14 protein-coding genes are annotated in these 16,192 nt (G+C 70.8%); 10 read left to right on the forward strand and 4 right to left on the reverse strand.

Features of this window, described 5'->3' with window-relative positions:
- Positions 1 to 19 precede the first annotated feature (19 nt).
- The 6 genes from ACGF8B_RS08185 to ACGF8B_RS08210 all read left to right on the forward strand — a co-directional run bounded on the left by ACGF8B_RS08185 (position 20) and on the right by ACGF8B_RS08210 (position 8,699).
- Positions 20 to 1,219, forward strand: coding sequence for an ROK family transcriptional regulator (locus ACGF8B_RS08185; RefSeq protein ID WP_342279351.1), 1,200 nt, complete (start codon positions 20 to 22; stop codon positions 1,217 to 1,219).
- Positions 1,220 to 1,341: 122 nt separating this feature from the next.
- Positions 1,342 to 2,439 (forward strand): substrate-binding domain-containing protein, encoded by a 1,098-nt coding sequence (locus ACGF8B_RS08190; RefSeq protein WP_392735869.1) that lies wholly within the window; start codon positions 1,342 to 1,344, stop codon positions 2,437 to 2,439.
- A gap of 345 nt (positions 2,440 to 2,784) precedes the next feature.
- Positions 2,785 to 3,579, forward strand: a complete 795-nt coding sequence (locus ACGF8B_RS08195) for an ATP-binding cassette domain-containing protein (RefSeq protein ID WP_124721550.1) — start codon at positions 2,785 to 2,787, stop codon at positions 3,577 to 3,579.
- Positions 3,576 to 4,904: a sugar ABC transporter permease gene (locus ACGF8B_RS08200; protein ID WP_392735872.1), complete on the forward strand. Its 1,329-nt coding sequence runs from the start codon at positions 3,576 to 3,578 to the stop codon at positions 4,902 to 4,904. Before ACGF8B_RS08195 ends, ACGF8B_RS08200 begins: the two co-directional genes overlap by 4 nt.
- A 206-nt stretch (positions 4,905 to 5,110) precedes the next feature.
- The gene (gene dxs / locus ACGF8B_RS08205; RefSeq protein ID WP_392735874.1) at positions 5,111 to 7,039 is read left to right on the forward strand and encodes a 1-deoxy-D-xylulose-5-phosphate synthase; all 1,929 of its coding nucleotides are present in this window, start codon (positions 5,111 to 5,113) and stop codon (positions 7,037 to 7,039) included.
- A 145-nt stretch (positions 7,040 to 7,184) separates the two neighbouring features.
- Positions 7,185 to 8,699 carry an amino acid permease gene (locus ACGF8B_RS08210; protein WP_392735875.1) on the forward strand — a complete coding sequence of 505 codons (1,515 nt, stop codon included), beginning with the start codon at positions 7,185 to 7,187 and terminating at the stop codon, positions 8,697 to 8,699.
- Positions 8,700 to 8,730: 31 nt separating this feature from the next.
- Here the strand turns inward: ACGF8B_RS08210 and ACGF8B_RS08215 are convergent, their stop codons facing one another.
- Positions 8,731 to 9,837 (reverse strand): LCP family protein, encoded by a 1,107-nt coding sequence (locus ACGF8B_RS08215; RefSeq protein WP_392735877.1) that lies wholly within the window; start codon positions 9,835 to 9,837, stop codon positions 8,731 to 8,733.
- 181 nt (positions 9,838 to 10,018) lie between these two features.
- On the opposite strand from ACGF8B_RS08215, the gene galE reads away from it, so the two are divergent.
- The 4 genes from galE (at position 10,019) to ACGF8B_RS08235 (ending at position 13,651) form a co-directional block, all read left to right on the forward strand.
- A complete protein-coding gene (galE, locus tag ACGF8B_RS08220) occupies positions 10,019 to 11,029 on the forward strand; it encodes a UDP-glucose 4-epimerase GalE (protein WP_392735879.1) in 1,011 nt (336 codons plus the stop codon).
- Positions 11,030 to 11,112: 83 nt separating this feature from the next.
- A complete protein-coding gene (locus ACGF8B_RS08225) occupies positions 11,113 to 12,219 on the forward strand; it encodes a hypothetical protein (protein WP_392735881.1) in 1,107 nt (368 codons plus the stop codon).
- A gap of 526 nt (positions 12,220 to 12,745) precedes the next feature.
- Positions 12,746 to 13,117 carry a hypothetical protein gene (locus tag ACGF8B_RS08230; protein ID WP_392735883.1) on the forward strand — a complete coding sequence of 124 codons (372 nt, stop codon included), beginning with the start codon at positions 12,746 to 12,748 and terminating at the stop codon, positions 13,115 to 13,117.
- Positions 13,118 to 13,300: 183 nt separating this feature from the next.
- Entirely contained in the window at positions 13,301 to 13,651 is a 351-nt protein-coding gene (locus ACGF8B_RS08235) for an ArsR/SmtB family transcription factor (RefSeq protein WP_392735885.1), read from the forward strand.
- 92 nt (positions 13,652 to 13,743) lie between these two features.
- Here ACGF8B_RS08235 and ACGF8B_RS08240 read toward each other — a convergent pair whose 3' ends face one another.
- The 3 genes from ACGF8B_RS08240 to ACGF8B_RS08250 all read right to left on the reverse strand — a co-directional run bounded on the left by ACGF8B_RS08240 (position 13,744) and on the right by ACGF8B_RS08250 (position 16,161).
- A complete protein-coding gene (locus ACGF8B_RS08240; RefSeq protein ID WP_124721159.1) occupies positions 13,744 to 13,965 on the reverse strand; it encodes an alkylphosphonate utilization protein in 222 nt (73 codons plus the stop codon).
- A 76-nt stretch (positions 13,966 to 14,041) separates the two neighbouring features.
- Positions 14,042 to 14,467, reverse strand: coding sequence for an ATP-binding protein (locus tag ACGF8B_RS08245; protein WP_392735887.1), 426 nt, complete (start codon positions 14,465 to 14,467; stop codon positions 14,042 to 14,044).
- A complete protein-coding gene (locus ACGF8B_RS08250) occupies positions 14,464 to 16,161 on the reverse strand; it encodes a SulP family inorganic anion transporter (protein WP_392736468.1) in 1,698 nt (565 codons plus the stop codon). The genes ACGF8B_RS08245 and ACGF8B_RS08250 overlap by 4 nt, the downstream gene beginning before the upstream one ends.
- Between the last annotated feature and the right edge of the window lie 31 nt (positions 16,162 to 16,192).

Below are 16,192 nucleotides of genomic sequence, written 5' to 3' on the forward strand. Positions count from 1 at the left end.
GGTAGGAGTGAGAGAGTCGATGGAGACTCCGGGGTCGCAGACATCTCTGCATCGCGCCAACCTTGAGCGGGTCGTGCGTGCGGTACGCATGGCCGGTTCGCTCACCCAGGCGGAGATCGCACGGAGCACCGGCCTGTCAGCGGCCACCGTCTCCAACATCGTTCGTGAACTGAAGGATGGAGGCACGGTCGAGGTCACCCCCACCTCGGCGGGCGGCCGCCGGGCCCGCAGCGTCTCGCTCAGCGGTGACGCGGGCATCGTGATCGGCGTCGACTTCGGCCATACGCACCTTCGGGTGGCGGTCGGCAACCTGGCCCACCAGGTGCTGGCCGAGGAAGCCGAGCCGCTGGACGTCGACGCCTCGTCCGCACAGGGGTTCGGGCGGGCGGAGCAGCTGGTCAGGCGGCTGATCGAGACCACCGGGATCAGTGCGGACAAGGTGATCGGGGTGGGCCTCGGTGTACCCGGCCCGATCGACGTGGAGTCCGGCACGCTGGGCTCCACGTCGATCCTGCCGGGCTGGACGGGGATCAACCCCAGCAAGGAGCTGGCGGGCCGGCTCGGTGTGCCGGTGTACGTCGACAACGACGCCAACCTCGGGGCGCTCGGCGAGCTGGTGTGGGGGAGCGGCCGGGGCGTCAAGGACCTCGCGTACATCAAGGTGGCCAGCGGGGTCGGCGCCGGTCTGGTGATCGACGGGCGCATCTACCGGGGTCCGGGCGGCACGGCCGGCGAGATCGGGCACATCACGCTCGACGAGTCGGGCCCGGTCTGCCGCTGCGGCAACCGCGGCTGCCTGGAGACCTTCACGGCCGCCCGGTACGTCCTGCCGCTGCTCCAGCCCAGCCACGGCCCCGACCTCACCATGGAACGCGTGGTCCAGCTGGCCCGCGAGGGCGATCCGGGCTGCCGCCGGGTGATCGGCGACGTCGGGCGGCACATCGGCAGCGGAGTGGCCAACCTCTGCAATCTGCTCAACCCCAGCCGGGTGGTCCTCGGCGGATCACTCGCCGAGGCGGGCGAGTTGGTGCTCGGGCCGATCCGCGACTCGGTCTCCCGCTACGCCATTCCGAGCGCCGCCCGGCAGCTCTCGGTGCTGCCCGGGGCACTGGGCGGCCGGGCCGAAGTGCTGGGCGCACTGGCCCTGGTGCTCAGTGAGATGGGTGATTCGACCCTTTTGGAGAGCACCCTGCCGAAAGCCACTCCTGCCTTCACTTAGATAACGAATGGCACCGTTGTCATCTCGTTAAGGATTTACTCCTTGACGCTGACGTTGCAGCCGAGTTGACTGCCAGCCACCTCGGCCGCAACGTTGCGGCCTCGTCAGGGAGGCAACCCGTAATGAACGCAACGACGCGACGCATCGTCATAGGCACGGCCGCAGTCTCGATGGCCGTCTCCCTCGCGGCGTGTGGCAAGGCCGGTGACGACAAGGACTCCGGCAGCGGCGGCGACGGCAAGACCATCGGCCTGCTCCTGCCGGAGAACAAGACCACGCGATACGAGACGTTCGACCGCCCCATCATGGAGGCGAAGATCGAGGCGCTGTGCTCCGACTGCAAGGTCAAGTACAACAACGCCGCGCAGGACAGCGAGACCCAGAAGAAGCAGTTCGACGCGCTCGTCACGCAGGGTGTGAAGGTCATCATCCTGGACACCGTCGACTACAAGGCCGCGAAGTCCTGGGTCCAGCAGGCCGCGAAGAAGGACGTCAAGGTCGTCGCGTACGACCGTCTCGCCGAGGGTCCGATCTCCGCCTATGTGTCGTACGACAACGAGAAGATCGGCCAGCTCCAGGGCGAGGCACTGGTCAAGGCGATGGGCGCCAAGGCCAAGGACAGCAACGTTGTCATGATCAACGGCTCGCCGACCGACCCGAACGCCCCCTTCTTCAAGAAGGGCGCGCACAGCGTCCTCGACAAGCAGGTCAAGAAGGTCGTCTACGAGCAGGACATCCCGGACTGGTCGGCGGACGAGGCCAACAAGAAGATGGGAGCGGCCATCGACTCCCTGGGCAAGAACGGCTTCCAGGGCGTCTACTCCGCCAACGACGGCATGGCCGGCGGCATCATCACGGCCCTGAAGAAGCAGGGCGTGAAGATCCCGGTCGGCGGTCAGGACTCCGAGCTCGCCGGTCTGCAGCGCATCCTCGCGGGCGAGCAGGCCTTCTCGATCTACAAGCAGATCAAGCCGGAGGCCGAGACCACCGCCGAGATCGCCGTCCGGCTGCTCCAGGGCAAGAAGATCGACGACCTGGCCCCGGTCAAGGTCGACAGCCTCTCGGGCGAGTTCAAGGGCACCCCGTCGAAGCTGTACGACGCCTCGGTCGTGACCAAGGAGAACATCGCCTCCACGATCGTCGCCGACAAGGTCTACAAGGTCGAGGAGATCTGCACCGCCCAGTACAAGGCGGCCTGTGACGCCGCCGGCATCAAGTAAGCCACCGCCGGCAGGCGTCACCCCCGTTCCGGTCCGGCACCCGCCCCGTCCAATGCCCCGCAAGCAGGGGCGGGAGCCGGACTTCTCCCCGATCGCGGACCTCCTGCCGTCCCGGGCCGCTCACAGGCCCCGGGACTCCCGGTGGTCCCGGCCCCATGCCGGTTCCGGACCGATCACCGGTCCCGGACTTTTCGCCGGCTCCGGTCCTCTGCGCGCGGTCGTCCCCCGGCGACGGCGCTCACCGGGACAGCCCCCCGGAGACCTCCCGGCCACCCCGGTGGTCCGGCGACCGGCACCGCCCCTGTGCTCAGCAGCACCATCCCCGCCGGTCAGGCGGCGAAGGAGATGATTCACGTGTCCGCTACGCCCGTGCTGGCGTTGCGCGGAATCTCCAAGCGGTTCGGCGCCGTCCAGGCGCTCACCGATGTGGACCTGGAGATTCGCTCCGGTGAAGTGGTCGCCCTGGTCGGCGACAACGGCGCCGGCAAGTCGACCCTCGTCAAGACCATTTCGGGTGTCCACCCGATCGACGAAGGCACCATCGAGTGGGAGGGCGCACCGGTCCGCATCAACCGGCCGAACGACGCCCAGGAGCTCGGAGTCGCCACCGTCTACCAGGACTTGGCGCTCTGCGACAACCTCGATGTGGTCGCCAACCTCTTCCTCGGCAGCGAACTGCGCAAGGCCTCCGTCCTCGACGAGATCGGGATGGAGAAGCGCGCCAAGGAACTGCTCGACACGCTGTCCATCCGGATCCCCAGCGTCCGCATCCCGGTCGCCTCGCTCTCCGGCGGTCAGCGCCAGGTCGTGGCCATCGCCCGCGCCCTGATCGGCGACCCCAAGGTCGTCATCCTCGACGAGCCGACCGCCGCCCTCGGCGTCGAGCAGACCGCCCAGGTCCTCGACCTCGTCGAGCGGCTGCGCGAGCGCGGCCACGGCGTCATCCTCATCAGCCACAACATGGCCGATGTGCGCGCCGTCGCCGACAAGGTGGCGGTGCTGCGGCTGGGCCGCAACAACGGGGTCTTCGACGTGGCGACCACGTCCCACGAGGAGATCATCTCCGCGATCACCGGTGCCACCGACAATGCCGTCACGCGCCGCCAGGCACGCACAGCCACGAAGGAGGACGCGAAGTGAGCGACCTCGCCAAGACCCCCGGGACCTCCACCGAGAAGCCCGCCACCGAGAAGTCCGACGCGGCGGCACCGCAGGCCGAACCGTCGGCGGCCCCCGCCCCCGCGGTCGACCCGCGCCTGCTCGTCCGCGAGGAGGGCTTCAAGGGCTACTGGTCCGAGTTCACCCGCAAGGTGCGCGGCGGCGAGCTCGGCTCGCTGCCGGTCCTGGTCGGCCTGATCGTCATCGCGGTCGTCTTCCAGTTCCAGAACAGCAACTTCCTCTCCGCCAGCTCCATCGCCAACGTCGCCGTCTACAGCTCCGGCCTCGGCATCATGGCGGTCGGCATCGTCTTCGTGCTGCTGCTCGGCGAGATCGACCTGTCCGTCGGCTCGGTCGCCGGTGTCGGTGCGGCCGTCTGGGCCGTGCTCAGCGTCAACCACGGCTGGAGCGACTGGACGGCGGTGCTCGTCGCGGTGCTCTCCGGCATGGTGCTCGGCGCACTGCACGGCTTCTTCTTCGCCAAGATCGGCGTGCCGGCCTTCGTCGTCACCCTGGCCGGTTTCCTCGGCTGGAGCGGTCTGCAGGAGTGGATGATGGGCGGTGAGGGCTCGATCAACACGCCGTCAGGCAGCATCGTCGAGAACCTCACCAACTACTTCTTCGAGGACAAGGCCGTCGCGTACGGTGTCGCCCTGGTCGCCGTCCTCGCCTACGCCGCCTCGCTCCTGATGGACAGCCGGCGCCGCGGGGCCGCGGGCCTGCCCGCCCGCCCCACCACCGAGGTCCTGGTCCGCACGGGCATCGTCGCGATCCTCTGCTTCGCCGTCGCGTACGTCCTGAACGAGCCCTCCGGCGCCCGCGGCCTGCCGCTGGCCCTGGTGATCTTCCTCGCCGTGCTGATCGTCGCCGACTTCGTGGCCCGCCGGACCACCTTCGGCCGCCAGGTCTTCGCGGTCGGTGGCAACCCGGAGGCGGCACGCCGCGCCGGTATCGACGTCGACCGGATCCGGATCATCGTCTTCGCGCTCTCCGGAATGCTGGGCGCCTTCGGTGGCCTGTTCATCGCCAGCCTCTCCGGCGGTGCCACCAAGAGCGTCGGCGGCGGCAACACCCTGATGCTGGTCATCGCGGCCGCCGTCATCGGCGGCACCAGCCTCTTCGGCGGCCGGGGCAAGGTCTGGTCGGCGCTGCTCGGCATGATCGTGATCCAGTCGATCCAGCAGGGCCTGAACATGATCGGGATGGCCAACGCCATCCAGTACATGATCACCGGAGCGGTGCTGCTGGCCGCCGTGGTCATCGACTCGGTCTCCCGCCGCACACAGAAGACCGCAGGCCGCGCGTAGCAGGCCCCGCGCGAGACCCGGACATCACATCCGCACCGGACTGTGCCCGGCACCCCCCGAGGGGTGCCGGGCACAGTCCGGTGCGGGGCGCGGAGTGTGACAGCACTCTCCCCGTACTGTCCCTGCCCGATGCCCGTGACGGCGGACGGAACATTAGACTCATCGGATCGGCATGCTCGACCAGCTCAATACGCAAGGAGGCACGGGTGGCTCTGCTGACCCGCATCGGTGGACCGCGTGACCTGGACCGGCTCACTCCCGAGCAGCTGGACCAGCTCGCCGAAGAGATCCGGACCTTCCTGGTCGACGCCGTATCGAAGACCGGCGGCCACCTCGGCCCCAACCTGGGTGTGGTCGAGCTGACCATCGCCCTGCACCGGGTCTTCGAGTCGCCGAAGGACAAGGTGCTGTTCGACACCGGCCACCAGAGCTATGTGCACAAGCTCCTCACCGGCCGGCAGGACTTCTCGAAGCTCAAGAGCAGGGGCGGCCTCTCCGGCTACCCCTCCCGTGCCGAGTCCGAGCACGACGTCATCGAGAACTCGCACGCCTCCACGGTCCTCGGCTGGGCCGACGGCCTCGCCAAGGCCAACGAGGTCCTCAAGAAGGACGACCACGTCGTCGCGGTCATCGGTGACGGCGCCCTCACCGGCGGCATGGCCTGGGAGGCGCTGAACAACATCGCCGCCGCCAAGGACCGCCCGCTCGTCATCGTCGTCAACGACAACGAGCGCTCCTACGCGCCGACCATCGGCGGTCTCGCCAACCACCTCGCGACGCTGCGCACCACCGACGGCTACGAGCGTTTCCTGGCCCGCGGCAAGGACCTCCTGGAGCGCACCCCCGTCGTCGGGAAGCCGCTGTACGAGACGCTGCACGGCGCCAAGAAGGGGCTGAAGGACTTCATCGCCCCGCAGGGCATGTTCGAGGACCTCGGCCTGAAGTACGTCGGCCCGATCGACGGCCACGACATCGAGGCCCTGGAGTCCGCGCTCCAGCGCGCCAAGCGCTTCGGCGGACCCGTCATCGTGCACTGCCTCACCGAGAAGGGCCGCGGCTACACCCCCGCCCTGCTCGACGAGGCGGACCGCTTCCACGCCGTCGGCAAGATCCACCCCGACACCGGCCTCCCGGTCGCCACCTCCGGCCTCGACTGGACCTCCGTCTTCGGCGAGGAGATGGTCAAGCTCGGCAAGGAGCGCGAGGACATCGTCGCGATCACCGCGGCCATGCTCCAGCCGGTCGGCCTGACCAAGTTCGAGAAGGCCTTCCCGGACCGGATCTACGACGTCGGCATCGCCGAGCAGCACGGCGCGGTCTCCGCGGCCGGCCTCGCCACCGGCGGACTGCACCCCGTCTTCGCGGTGTACGCCACCTTCCTCAACCGCGCCTTCGACCAGGTCCTGATGGACGTCGCGCTGCACAAGTGCGGTGTGACCTTCGTCCTGGACCGGGCCGGAGTCACCGGTACCGACGGCGCCTCGCACAACGGCATGTGGGACATGTCGATCCTGCAGTGCGTGCCCACCCTGCGGATCGCCGCCCCGCGCGACGCCGACCAGGTACGCGCCCAGCTCCGCGAGGCCGTCGAGGTCGACGACGCACCGACCGTGGTCCGCTTCTCCAAGGGCGCGGTCGGCCCGGCGGTCAAGGCCGTCGGCAGGGTCGGCGGCATGGACGTGCTGCGCGAGCCCGGCACCACCCGTCCGGACGTACTGCTGGTCTCCGTCGGCGCGCTCGCCCCGATGTGCCTGGAGATCGCCGAGCTGCTGGAGGCCCAGGGCATCTCGACGACCGTCGTCGACCCCCGCTGGGTCAAGCCCGTCGACGAGGCCATGGCCCCGCTCGCCGAGCAGCACCGGGTCGTCGTCACCGTCGAGGACAACAGCCGGGCAGGCGGCGTCGGCTCCGCCGTGGCACAGGCCCTGCGCGACGCCGGGGTCGACGTACCGCTGCGCGACTTCGGCATCCCGCCCCGCTTCCTCGACCACGCCTCCCGCAAGGAGGTCATGGCCGAGATCGGGCTGACCGCGCCGGACATCGCCCGCCAGGTCACCGGCCTGGTCGCCAAGCTGGACGGCCGCTTCGAGAGCGACGCCGACAGCCGCTCCGTGATCGAGCCCGCCCGCGACTGACACCGGTACGACCGATGGGCCGGTCGGGTCACCCTGTACGGGTGGTCCGACCGGCCCATTCGCGTGAAATCGCCCGGTGCGCAACGGTGTGCCGCCGGTGCGGTCCCAATCATGGCGTACACGACGAGTGCGTGGAGGTACGCCGGTGACTGCCCAGCAGGACACACCACCCAGCAGCGACGGACTGTTCCGGACCAAGACGGTCGAGCAGTCCATCCGCGACACCGAGGAGCCGGAGCACGCGCTGCGCAAGTCCCTCTCCGCCCTGGACCTCACGGTCTTCGGAGTGGGCGTCATCATCGGCACCGGCATCTTCGTCCTCACCGGCAAGGTGGCCAAGGAGACGGCGGGCCCCGCCACCGCACTGGCCTTCGTCGTCGCCGGTGTCGTCTGCGCGCTGGCGGCACTGTGCTACGCCGAGTTCGCCTCCACCGTCCCGGTCGCCGGCTCCGCCTACACGTTCTCCTACGCCTCGCTCGGCGAACTGGTCGCCTGGATCATCGGCTGGGACCTGGTGCTGGAATTCGCGCTGGGCACGGCAGTGGTGGCGGTCGGCTGGTCCGGCTACGTCCGCTCACTGATGGACAACTTCGGCTGGAGCATGCCGGACGTGCTCTCCGGAACGGACGTGGCAAAAGGATTCGGCTTCGACATCCTGGCCTTCGCCCTGGTGCTGGTCCTGACCGTGGTGCTGGTGCTCGGCATGAAGCTGTCCGCCCGGGTCACCACCGTCGTCGTCGCCATCAAGATCGCGGTGGTCCTGATCGTGATCATCGCGGGGCTGTTCTTCGTGAAGGCCGCCAACTACTCGCCGTTCATCCCCGAGGCACAGCCGCAGACCTCGGGTTCCGGGCTGACCGCACCGCTGGTCCAGCTGATGTTCGGTTACGCCCCCACCAACTTCGGCGTCATGGGCGTCTTCACCGCCGCCTCCGTCGTCTTCTTCGCCTTCATCGGTTTCGACGTGGTGGCCACCGCCGCCGAGGAGACCAAGCTTCCGCAACGTGACATGCCACGCGGCATCCTGGCCTCGCTCTTCATCTGCACCGTGCTCTACGTCGCCGTATCGCTGGTGGTCACGGGCATGGAGCACTACACCGAACTGTCGGTGGAGGCCCCGCTGGCGGACGCCTTCAAGGCCGTCGGCCATCCGGTCTACGCGGGGCTGATCAGCTTCGGTGCGGCGATCGGTCTCACCACGGTCTGTCTGATCCTGCTGCTGGGACAGACCCGGGTCTTCTTCGCGATGAGCCGCGACGGGCTGCTCCCGAGGTTCTTCTCCAAGACCCACCCGAAGTTCGGCACCCCGTACCGCCCGACCATCCTGCTCGGCGTGATCATCGCGATCGTCGCGGGATTCACCAGCATCAACGAGCTGGCGACGCTGGTGAACATCGGCACGCTCTTCGCGTTCGTCGTCGTGGCCCTGGGCGTGATGGTGCTGCGCCGCACCCGCCCCGACCTCCACCGGGCCTTCCGTACCCCGTGGGTACCGCTGATCCCCGTCCTCTCGGTGGCCGCGTCGGTGTGGCTGATGCTCAATCTGCCCGCGGAGACCTGGCTGCGGTTCGGCATCTGGATGGCCATCGGCGTGGTCATCTACTTCGTCTACGGACGCGGGCACAGCCGGATCAACGACCCCGTCGGCCGCCGGTCGTAGCCGGGTCGGTGCGCGACGGGGTGCCGGGTCGTCAGCCGCCGGTGGCGGGGGACTTCTTCGCTGACTCCGGGATCGTGCCGTCCTCGCGGATCGCCTTCCAGAGCTCGCCGGCCTGCGGCTCGGCCGCCACCACCCGGTTGCGGTCCTGCTTGTCGTACGCCACCGGGAGCATGATCGTTTCCATGTTGCCCGGGTCCACGCCGTTGATCGAACGCCCGAACTCCGCGAGGGACTTGAGCGAGGCGAGCCCCGCGTCGGTGGTCAGCGACCTGGTCGCCGAGCCGGCGATCCGGTACGACTTGGTCGGACTGCCCAGCAGGTCCTGCGACTTGACCTCGCTCAGCAGGGCGAGCAGGAACTGCTGCTGGAGCCCGATCCGACCGAGGTCGCTGCCGTCCCCGATGCCGTGGCGCGTACGGACGTAGGCGAGGGATTCGGTGCCGTCGAGCTTGTGCGGGCCCTTGGTGAGGTCGAGGCCGGAGGACTTGTCGTGGATGTCCTGCGGGACATCGACGGTGACGCCCCCGATGGCGTCCACCAGGTCCTTGAACCCGGCGAAGTTGATCTCCAGGTAGTGGTCGATCCGGACCTTCGACATCTTCTCGACGGTCTTGACCACACAGGCCGGGCCGACCTGCGAGTAGACGGAGTTGAACATCACGCGGTTCGCCGACGGCACCGTCGAGCCGTCCGCCTTCGTGCACTCGGGCCGGGTGACCAGGGTGTCGCGGGGTATGGAGACGGCGACCGCCCTGGAACGGCCCTCGGGAATGTGCACCACCATCGCGGTGTCGGACCGGGCGCCGCTGACGTCACCGCCGCCGCCCAGCTCCTTGTTCTCGGCTCCGGCCCGCGAGTCGGACCCGAGCACCAGCAGGTTCTGACCGCTGGTCGGCAGCTTCTCGGGACGGTCCTCACCGAGAGCCTTGTCGATGTCCACGCCCTGGATGTTCCCGTCGAGGCGGCTGTAGAGCCAGTAGACGGTGCCGCCGGCGGCGAGCAGCAGGACGAGCAGGACGCCGAGGGTGATCCTGAGGCCGCGGCGACGCTTGCGAGGGCCGCCGCGCTGCTTCCGTCCGCCACCGTGGGAGGCCGGACGCCCCTCACGGGTGCCCCGTGACATGCCGTCGTGGCTCATCGTGGTCGAGTCCTCAAATCTCGTGGTTCGAGACGGACCGTGGAGTGCGTGGGACTCGGGTGGGAGGTGCGGCCGGTCCGTGTGTGCATGGCTGAGCGTGCACTATAGAACGGAGGATCGCTCGAATGGGTGTTTTGGCCCCCGGAATCATGATCTGTGCTGCCCGAACTACTATTCGTTCATGACTTGGTTGATCACGGGTGGGGCGGGCTTCATCGGAGCGCACGTCGTCCGCGCCATGCGCGAGGCCGGCGAATCGGTCGCCGTGTACGACGACCTCTCCACGGGCGACCGCTCGCGTCTGCCCGCGGACGTCCCGCTCATCCAGGGCTCGACGCTCGACGCGGACTGCCTGCGGCACGCCTTCGCCGAGTTCCCGGTGCGCGGGGTGGTCCACCTCGCCGCGAAGAAGCAGGTGGCGGAGTCCGTCGAGCGCCCGCTGTTCTACTACCGGGAGAACGTGCAGGGCCTGCGGACCCTGTTGGAGGCCGCCGCGGGAAACGCGGTGCGGGCGTTCCTCTTCTCGTCGTCGGCGGCCGTCTACGGCATGCCCGACGTGCCGCTCGTCACGGAGTCGACCCCGTGCGCCCCGATCAACCCGTACGGCGAGACCAAGCTGACGGGCGAGTGGATGGTGCGTGCCGCCGGGAAGGCGCACGGCATCGCAACCGCCTCGATGCGGTACTTCAACGTGGCCGGGGCGGCCACCCCCGCCCTCGCCGACACGGGCGTCCACAATCTGGTGCCCATGGTCTTCGAGAGGCTGACGCAGGGGGCGGCCCCGGTGGTCTTCGGCGACGACTACGACACCGCGGACGGCACCTGCGTACGCGACTTCATCCACGTCGACGACATCGCCTCCGCGCACCTCGCCGCGGCGCGAGCCCTCCTCGGCCGGGAGCCGGGCACCGACCTGACCGTCAACATCGGCCGGGGCGAGGGCGTCTCGGTGCGCGAGATGATCGAACTGATCGGTGAGGTGACGGGGTACGGGGCCGACGCGGCCCCGGTCCCGGCGCCGCGCAGGGCGGGAGACCCGGCCAGGGTGGTCGCCTCGGCCGACCGGATCCGTGCCGAGCTGGGCTGGTCCGCCCGGCACGACGTCCGCGAGATGGTCGCCTCCGCGTGGGAGGGCTGGTGCCTCGGGCACCCCGAGGCGCGCCGCCCGGCCGGTGCCGCCGGCTCGGCCTGAGCATGCCATGGCTTGTTTATGATGTCTCGATCCAGCGCCTGTGACCTGCACGGGCCTGCTCACAGGGTGGGTGACGAACAGCGATGCGCAACACCTCCCCGCGTGGAGCGACGCAGCGCGACGAGCCCGTGGCGGAGGCTTCCGCGCGGCTGGACCGAGCCCTCGGCGGCCCCTGGCTGCTGATCGGACACGACGGCAGGCTGACCGCGTACGTCCACGTCGAGGGCGCCGTGCTGCGCTGGACCGAGTCCGCTCCCGGCGGCCCGCGGTGGACGGGCCCGGACGTCCTGCCCGCGAAGGACATCGACCGGCTCACCGTGGTGCAGGGGCAGAATCGTTACGCGCATCTGCTGGGGCGCCGGGTCCGGCCGCGCGCCGACGGCCGGACGAACGTGGACGTCATGTACGCCACGCAGTACCAGACGGGCCGCCCGATGACGCAGTGGCGCTCGCTGGGCAACCCGTTCAAGGAGATCGACCAGGCGGTCGGGACCGGTGCCCCGGCCGCCGCCGTCGCCCGCGACGGAGCGCTGCACGTCTGTGTGCCCACCGGAGCGGGCGGCGTCGCCCTGCGCCGTGAGGACAAGCGTGGCCGGTGGGAGGCCTGGACGCAGCTCCAGGTCTCCGGCGGCACCGACGGGCCGGTCCCCGCGGCGACCTCCTCGGGCCTGGTGGAGGTCCTCGTTCCCACCCGCACCGCCGCGCTGCGGCTCCGGCAGCCGGAGCCGGACGGCGTCCTGGAGCGCGGACACGACGTGCCCGTGCCCCCGCTGCCCGGATCGGTGACCGCGCTGGAGACCGCGCCCGGCCGGCTGACGTACTACCTCACCGATGCGTGGGGGACCGGTGTGGTCGCGGTCCGGGAGGGCGGCCGGCCCGTACCGCTGGGGGGCAACCCCGGTGACGGCCGCATCGCCGCCGTCCGGACGACGGTCGACGGCTTCGACTGCACGGTGCTCGCGGTCCGCGGGGCCGACGGGACGGTCCACCTCGGGGTCTGTGCGACCGAGGGCGAGCAGGCCGGCTTCTGGTGGACCGGCACGGGAAGGAGCTGCGCCGGAGACCCGGCACTGGCCGCCGACGGCCACGGGAGGACGGTCCTCGCGGCCCTCGGCGCCGACGGCGTGCTGGTCGTCGCACGCCAGGAGGACGGCCAGGGGCTGACCCTCGGCGACTGGAGCCGGGTGTGAACACCCCGGGTCCGGCCCGGCGGTGACGATCGTCGCCGCACGCCATCGCGAGGCGGCGGCACTCGTCGCGGCGGAGGGGCCCGGCGCGGAGCTGAGCGCTCTCTGCGTCGAGGAGGACGGCAAGGACGGGCGGCTCTGGACCGCGCGCTCACCGACGCGGAACGGCGCGGCTGCCGGGTCACCGGCGCACCCCGGACCGTCGCCACGCCGCGCTGCTCCGGGAGCTGCGCACGCTGAAGCCGCAGCGGGTACGCCTGGCGGACCCCGATCCGGCGCACGTGTCGTACGACGAGGAGCGCGAACTCCCCGTCCACGACGAGTCGGCCGAGAACGCCGCCGCCGCGCTCACCGCGGCCCGCGAACACCAGCTGGAATCGGGCACCCCGGTCTTCGTCGACTGCCACCGGGCCGGCGCGGACGAACGGTCCGGCGCCGCTTCGCAGCCGCGCCACCCGCACCCGGCGCACTGGCCGACCGAGGGTTCGACGGCAGGCTGTCCGCCTTCCTGCCCTCCGCCGCGGGCGTCGTGCGCTGGACGCAGCGCGAACCGGGCGGCACGGCCTGGCAGGGTCCGGAGCTCCTCCCCGGCCCGCGGCTGATGCCCGGCCTCCGGGTGGTCCGGGACATGCACGGCTTCCCGCACCTGTTCGCACTCCGCAGGATCCCGCTCAAGGACGGCGGCGACGACGTCGCGGTGGTGCGGGCCACCCAGTACCGCACCGGGCACCCGCCCACCCCGTGGCACTCCCTGGGCAGCCCGAACTCCGGCAACCGGCACCGCAGCCGGGAGGCCGGCTTCCCGGCGGCCGCCTTCGACGGCACGGGAGGCCTCTTCGTCCTCGTACGCAACTTGGGGCACAGCGTGAGCTACCGGCACCAGGGGGCCGACGGCACCTGAGACCGCACCGGGGCCGCCGCGCGCGGCGGTGTGCGGTCGGGGCCGGCCACGGCCCCGACCGGCGGCGGACGCGAGCCGTGACCGCGGTGAACGGCTCGTGCTTCGGCACCGCCGGTACGCGAGCGAGAATGGACGTGTCCGCCACAGCATCAGCACGCCGACCGGAGAAGGAGTGAGCGAGCGGTGAAGCCCGCGGTTCCGCTGTACCAGGCCAAGGCCGAGTTCTTCCGGATGCTCGGGCACCCGGTACGTATCCGGGTGCTGGAGCTCCTCCAGGACGGTCCGATGCCGGTACGGGACCTGCTCGCCGAGATCGGGATCGAGCCTGCCGCGCTGTCCCAGCAACTGGCGGTCCTGCGCCGCTCGGGAATCGTGACCGCGACCCGCGAGGGCTCGACGGTGGTGTACGAACTGGCCGGCGGCGACGTCGCCGAACTGATGCGCGCGGCACGGCGCATCCTGACGCAGATGCTGGCCGGCCAGCAGGGCCTGCTGGCCGAGCTGCACACTGCCGATGCCCGGACCAGGCCGTGACCTGACGCCGGCGGCACGATCCGCGACGTGCGCGGCCCCGTCCCCGGAGCCGGGAACGGGGCCGATGACCGCACGGCGGGCACCGCGCCTGGTCAGGCCTTCTTCAGGAACTGGGTCTTCAGGACCAGCCCCTTGACCTTCTTGGTGTTGCACTCGACCTCGTCGGCCCGGCCGGTGAGCCGGATGTTCTTCACCAGGGTGCCGCGCTTGAGGGTCTCGGACGTCCCCTTGACCTTCAGGTCCTTGGTCAGCGTGACGGAGTCACCGTCCTCCAGGGCGGTGCCGTTGCTGTCCTTCACCACGATGTCGCTCATCGGTCTTTCCTTGCTGTTCGGGTTGTTCGGGTTGTTCGGGCTGTCGGGTTGCCGCGCCGCCGTCGTGGGCGAGCCGCTACAGGGGCAGGGTGATCCAGATGCTCTTGCCGTGCCCGTCCGCGTCCGGGCGGACGACGGCGCTGCCGCCGAGCTGGAGGGTGAGCTCGACGACGGTCGCCAGCCCTCCGGAGCCGGATCCGGTGAACGCGGTGTGCAGGGCGGGTTGGTGGGGGTGACGGTCGTGGACGGCGAACGCGAAGGTGTCCGGGCCGCCCGCGAAGACGACCGTGAGGCTCGGGGAGAGTTCCGCGGCGTGCCGGACGCTGTTGGTGACCAGCTCCGCGACCATCAGCAGTACCGGATCCACGCAGGGGTGGCGGCGGCCGACCCCCCACTCCGCCAGGACCTGCTCGGTGGTCTCGCGGGCGATGCGGACGGCCGTCCCCATGGCGGGCACGGTCAGCACATGCCGGTACGGGAGGGCTTCGAGCCCGGTGCTCACTTCGCCTCCGGGTGGATGTCGACGAGGGTTTCGTGGGTGACGGGGCCGGTCCGGTCGGTGGCCGGAGCGTTCCGCTCGGGCGCGGCGGGCAGCAGCCCGGCCCGCTGCAGGTGGCCGCGGGCTCCGGCGATCGCCTCCGGCGTGGTGGCGTACTCCCGGCCCTCCGCCCGCAGCAGCTCCAGAGCGCCGACGGAGTCCAGTGCCTGGCGCTGACCGGGGCGGATGCCGGATGTGAGTACGGCGATGCCGCGCCGGTCGAGCCGCTCCACGGCGTCCTTGAGCACGAGCGCGCCGGTGGCGTCCAGGGTGGTGACCCGCGACATCCGCAGGATCACCACGCGGACGTCGGAGATCTCGGACAGTTCGAGGAGGAAGCGGTGGGCACCGGCGAAGAACAGCGGCCCGTCGATGCGGTACGCGACGATGTGCTCGGCCAGCAGCGCGTGTTCCTCCTCGCTGTGGTCGCCGGGCAGGTCGGGCCGGAAGTCCACCCGGTCCATCCGTGCCTGGCGGGCCACCGCCCGCAGCGCCAGCGCCCCGGCGACGACCAGGCCGATGACGACCGCGTACACGAGGTCCAGGGCCAGGGTCGCCACCGCGGTCAGCACCAGGACGGTCGCGTCCGCGCGGGTGGCCTTCGCCATGGCCCGCAGCGAGCCGACCTCGACCATGCGGATCGCGGTCGCGATCAGCACCCCGGCCAGCGCGGCCAGCGGGATCCTGGAGACCAGCGGGGCGGCGGCGAACACGATGGCCGCGAGCACGGCGGAGTGGAAGAGCGCGGCCAGCCGGGAGGAGGCGCCGGTGCGGACGTTGACCGCGGTGCGGGCGATCGCCCCGGTCGCGGGCACCCCGCCGAACAACGGGGCGGCGATGTTCGCCAGTCCCTGCCCGAACAGTTCCCTGTCGGGGTCGTGCCTCCGGCCGACCGTCATGCCGTCGGCGACCTGCGCGGACAGCAGGGACTCCAGCGCCGCCAGGGCGGCGACCGCGACCGCCGGGGCCAGCAGCGAGCCCAGCGCGGACGGATCGACGAAGCCGAGCGACGGGGAGGGCAGCCCCGCCGGGAGCTCCCCGATCGGGGCGGCGTCCAGATGGAGGAGCTGCGTCACGAGGGTCGCGGCGATCACCGCGACGATCGAGAACGGGATGCCCGGCCGCAGGCGGGCCCCCGCCAGCATCACCACGACCACCCCGGCGGCCAGCGCCGGGGCGGTCGGATCCGGGGACCTCACGAACGCCTCGACGGCGTGCCAGGTCACCACGAGGACCTTGTCGCCCTCCGGCCCGGTCACCCCGAGCGCGTTCGGGACCTGCTGGAGGCCGATCACACACGCGATGCCCAGGGTGAAGCCCTCCACCACCGAGGCGGGAATGTACGCCATGTACCGCCCGGCCCGCGCGACGGCGAGGCCGAGCAGCATCAGCCCGGCGATCAGCCCGACCATCAGCACACCACCGGTGCCGTACCGGGCGACGATCGGCACCAGCACCACCGTCATCGCCCCGGTCGGCCCGGACACCTGGAGGCCGGAGCCGCCGAATACGGCGGCCACCGCACCCGCGACCACGGCGGTGGCCAGCCCGGCCTCGGCGCCCAGGCCGGAGGAGACCCCGAAACCCAGCGCGAGCGGCAGCGCCACGACGGCCACCGTCAGCCCGGCCAGCAGGTCCCGGCGCGGATCACGGCCCATCGCCGCCAGATCGGCACGCGAAGGCAGCAGC

Origin of the sequence: Streptomyces sp. NPDC047917 (assembly GCF_043204345.1) — a bacterium.
In the GTDB taxonomy this organism is placed as follows: Bacteria; Actinomycetota; Actinomycetes; order Streptomycetales; family Streptomycetaceae; genus Streptomyces; species Streptomyces sanglieri.

Bases quoted from the DNA above. Each gene is read 5' to 3' on its own strand.
- ACGF8B_RS08185 (WP_342279351.1), top strand. From the start codon at position 20: ATGGAGACTCCGGGGTCGCAGACATCTCTGCATCGCGCCAACCTTGAG.
- ACGF8B_RS08190 (WP_392735869.1), top strand. From the start codon at position 1,342: ATGAACGCAACGACGCGACGCATCGTCATAGGCACGGCCGCAGTCTCG.
- ACGF8B_RS08195 (WP_124721550.1), top strand. From the start codon at position 2,785: ATGATTCACGTGTCCGCTACGCCCGTGCTGGCGTTGCGCGGAATCTCC.
- ACGF8B_RS08215 (WP_392735877.1), bottom strand. From the start codon at position 9,837: ATGAGCCACGACGGCATGTCACGGGGCACCCGTGAGGGGCGTCCGGCC.
- galE (WP_392735879.1), top strand. From the start codon at position 10,019: ATGACTTGGTTGATCACGGGTGGGGCGGGCTTCATCGGAGCGCACGTC.
- ACGF8B_RS08225 (WP_392735881.1), top strand. From the start codon at position 11,113: ATGCGCAACACCTCCCCGCGTGGAGCGACGCAGCGCGACGAGCCCGTG.
- ACGF8B_RS08240 (WP_124721159.1), bottom strand. From the start codon at position 13,965: ATGAGCGACATCGTGGTGAAGGACAGCAACGGCACCGCCCTGGAGGAC.
- ACGF8B_RS08250 (WP_392736468.1), bottom strand. From the start codon at position 16,161: ATGGGCCGTGATCCGCGCCGGGACCTGCTGGCCGGGCTGACGGTGGCC.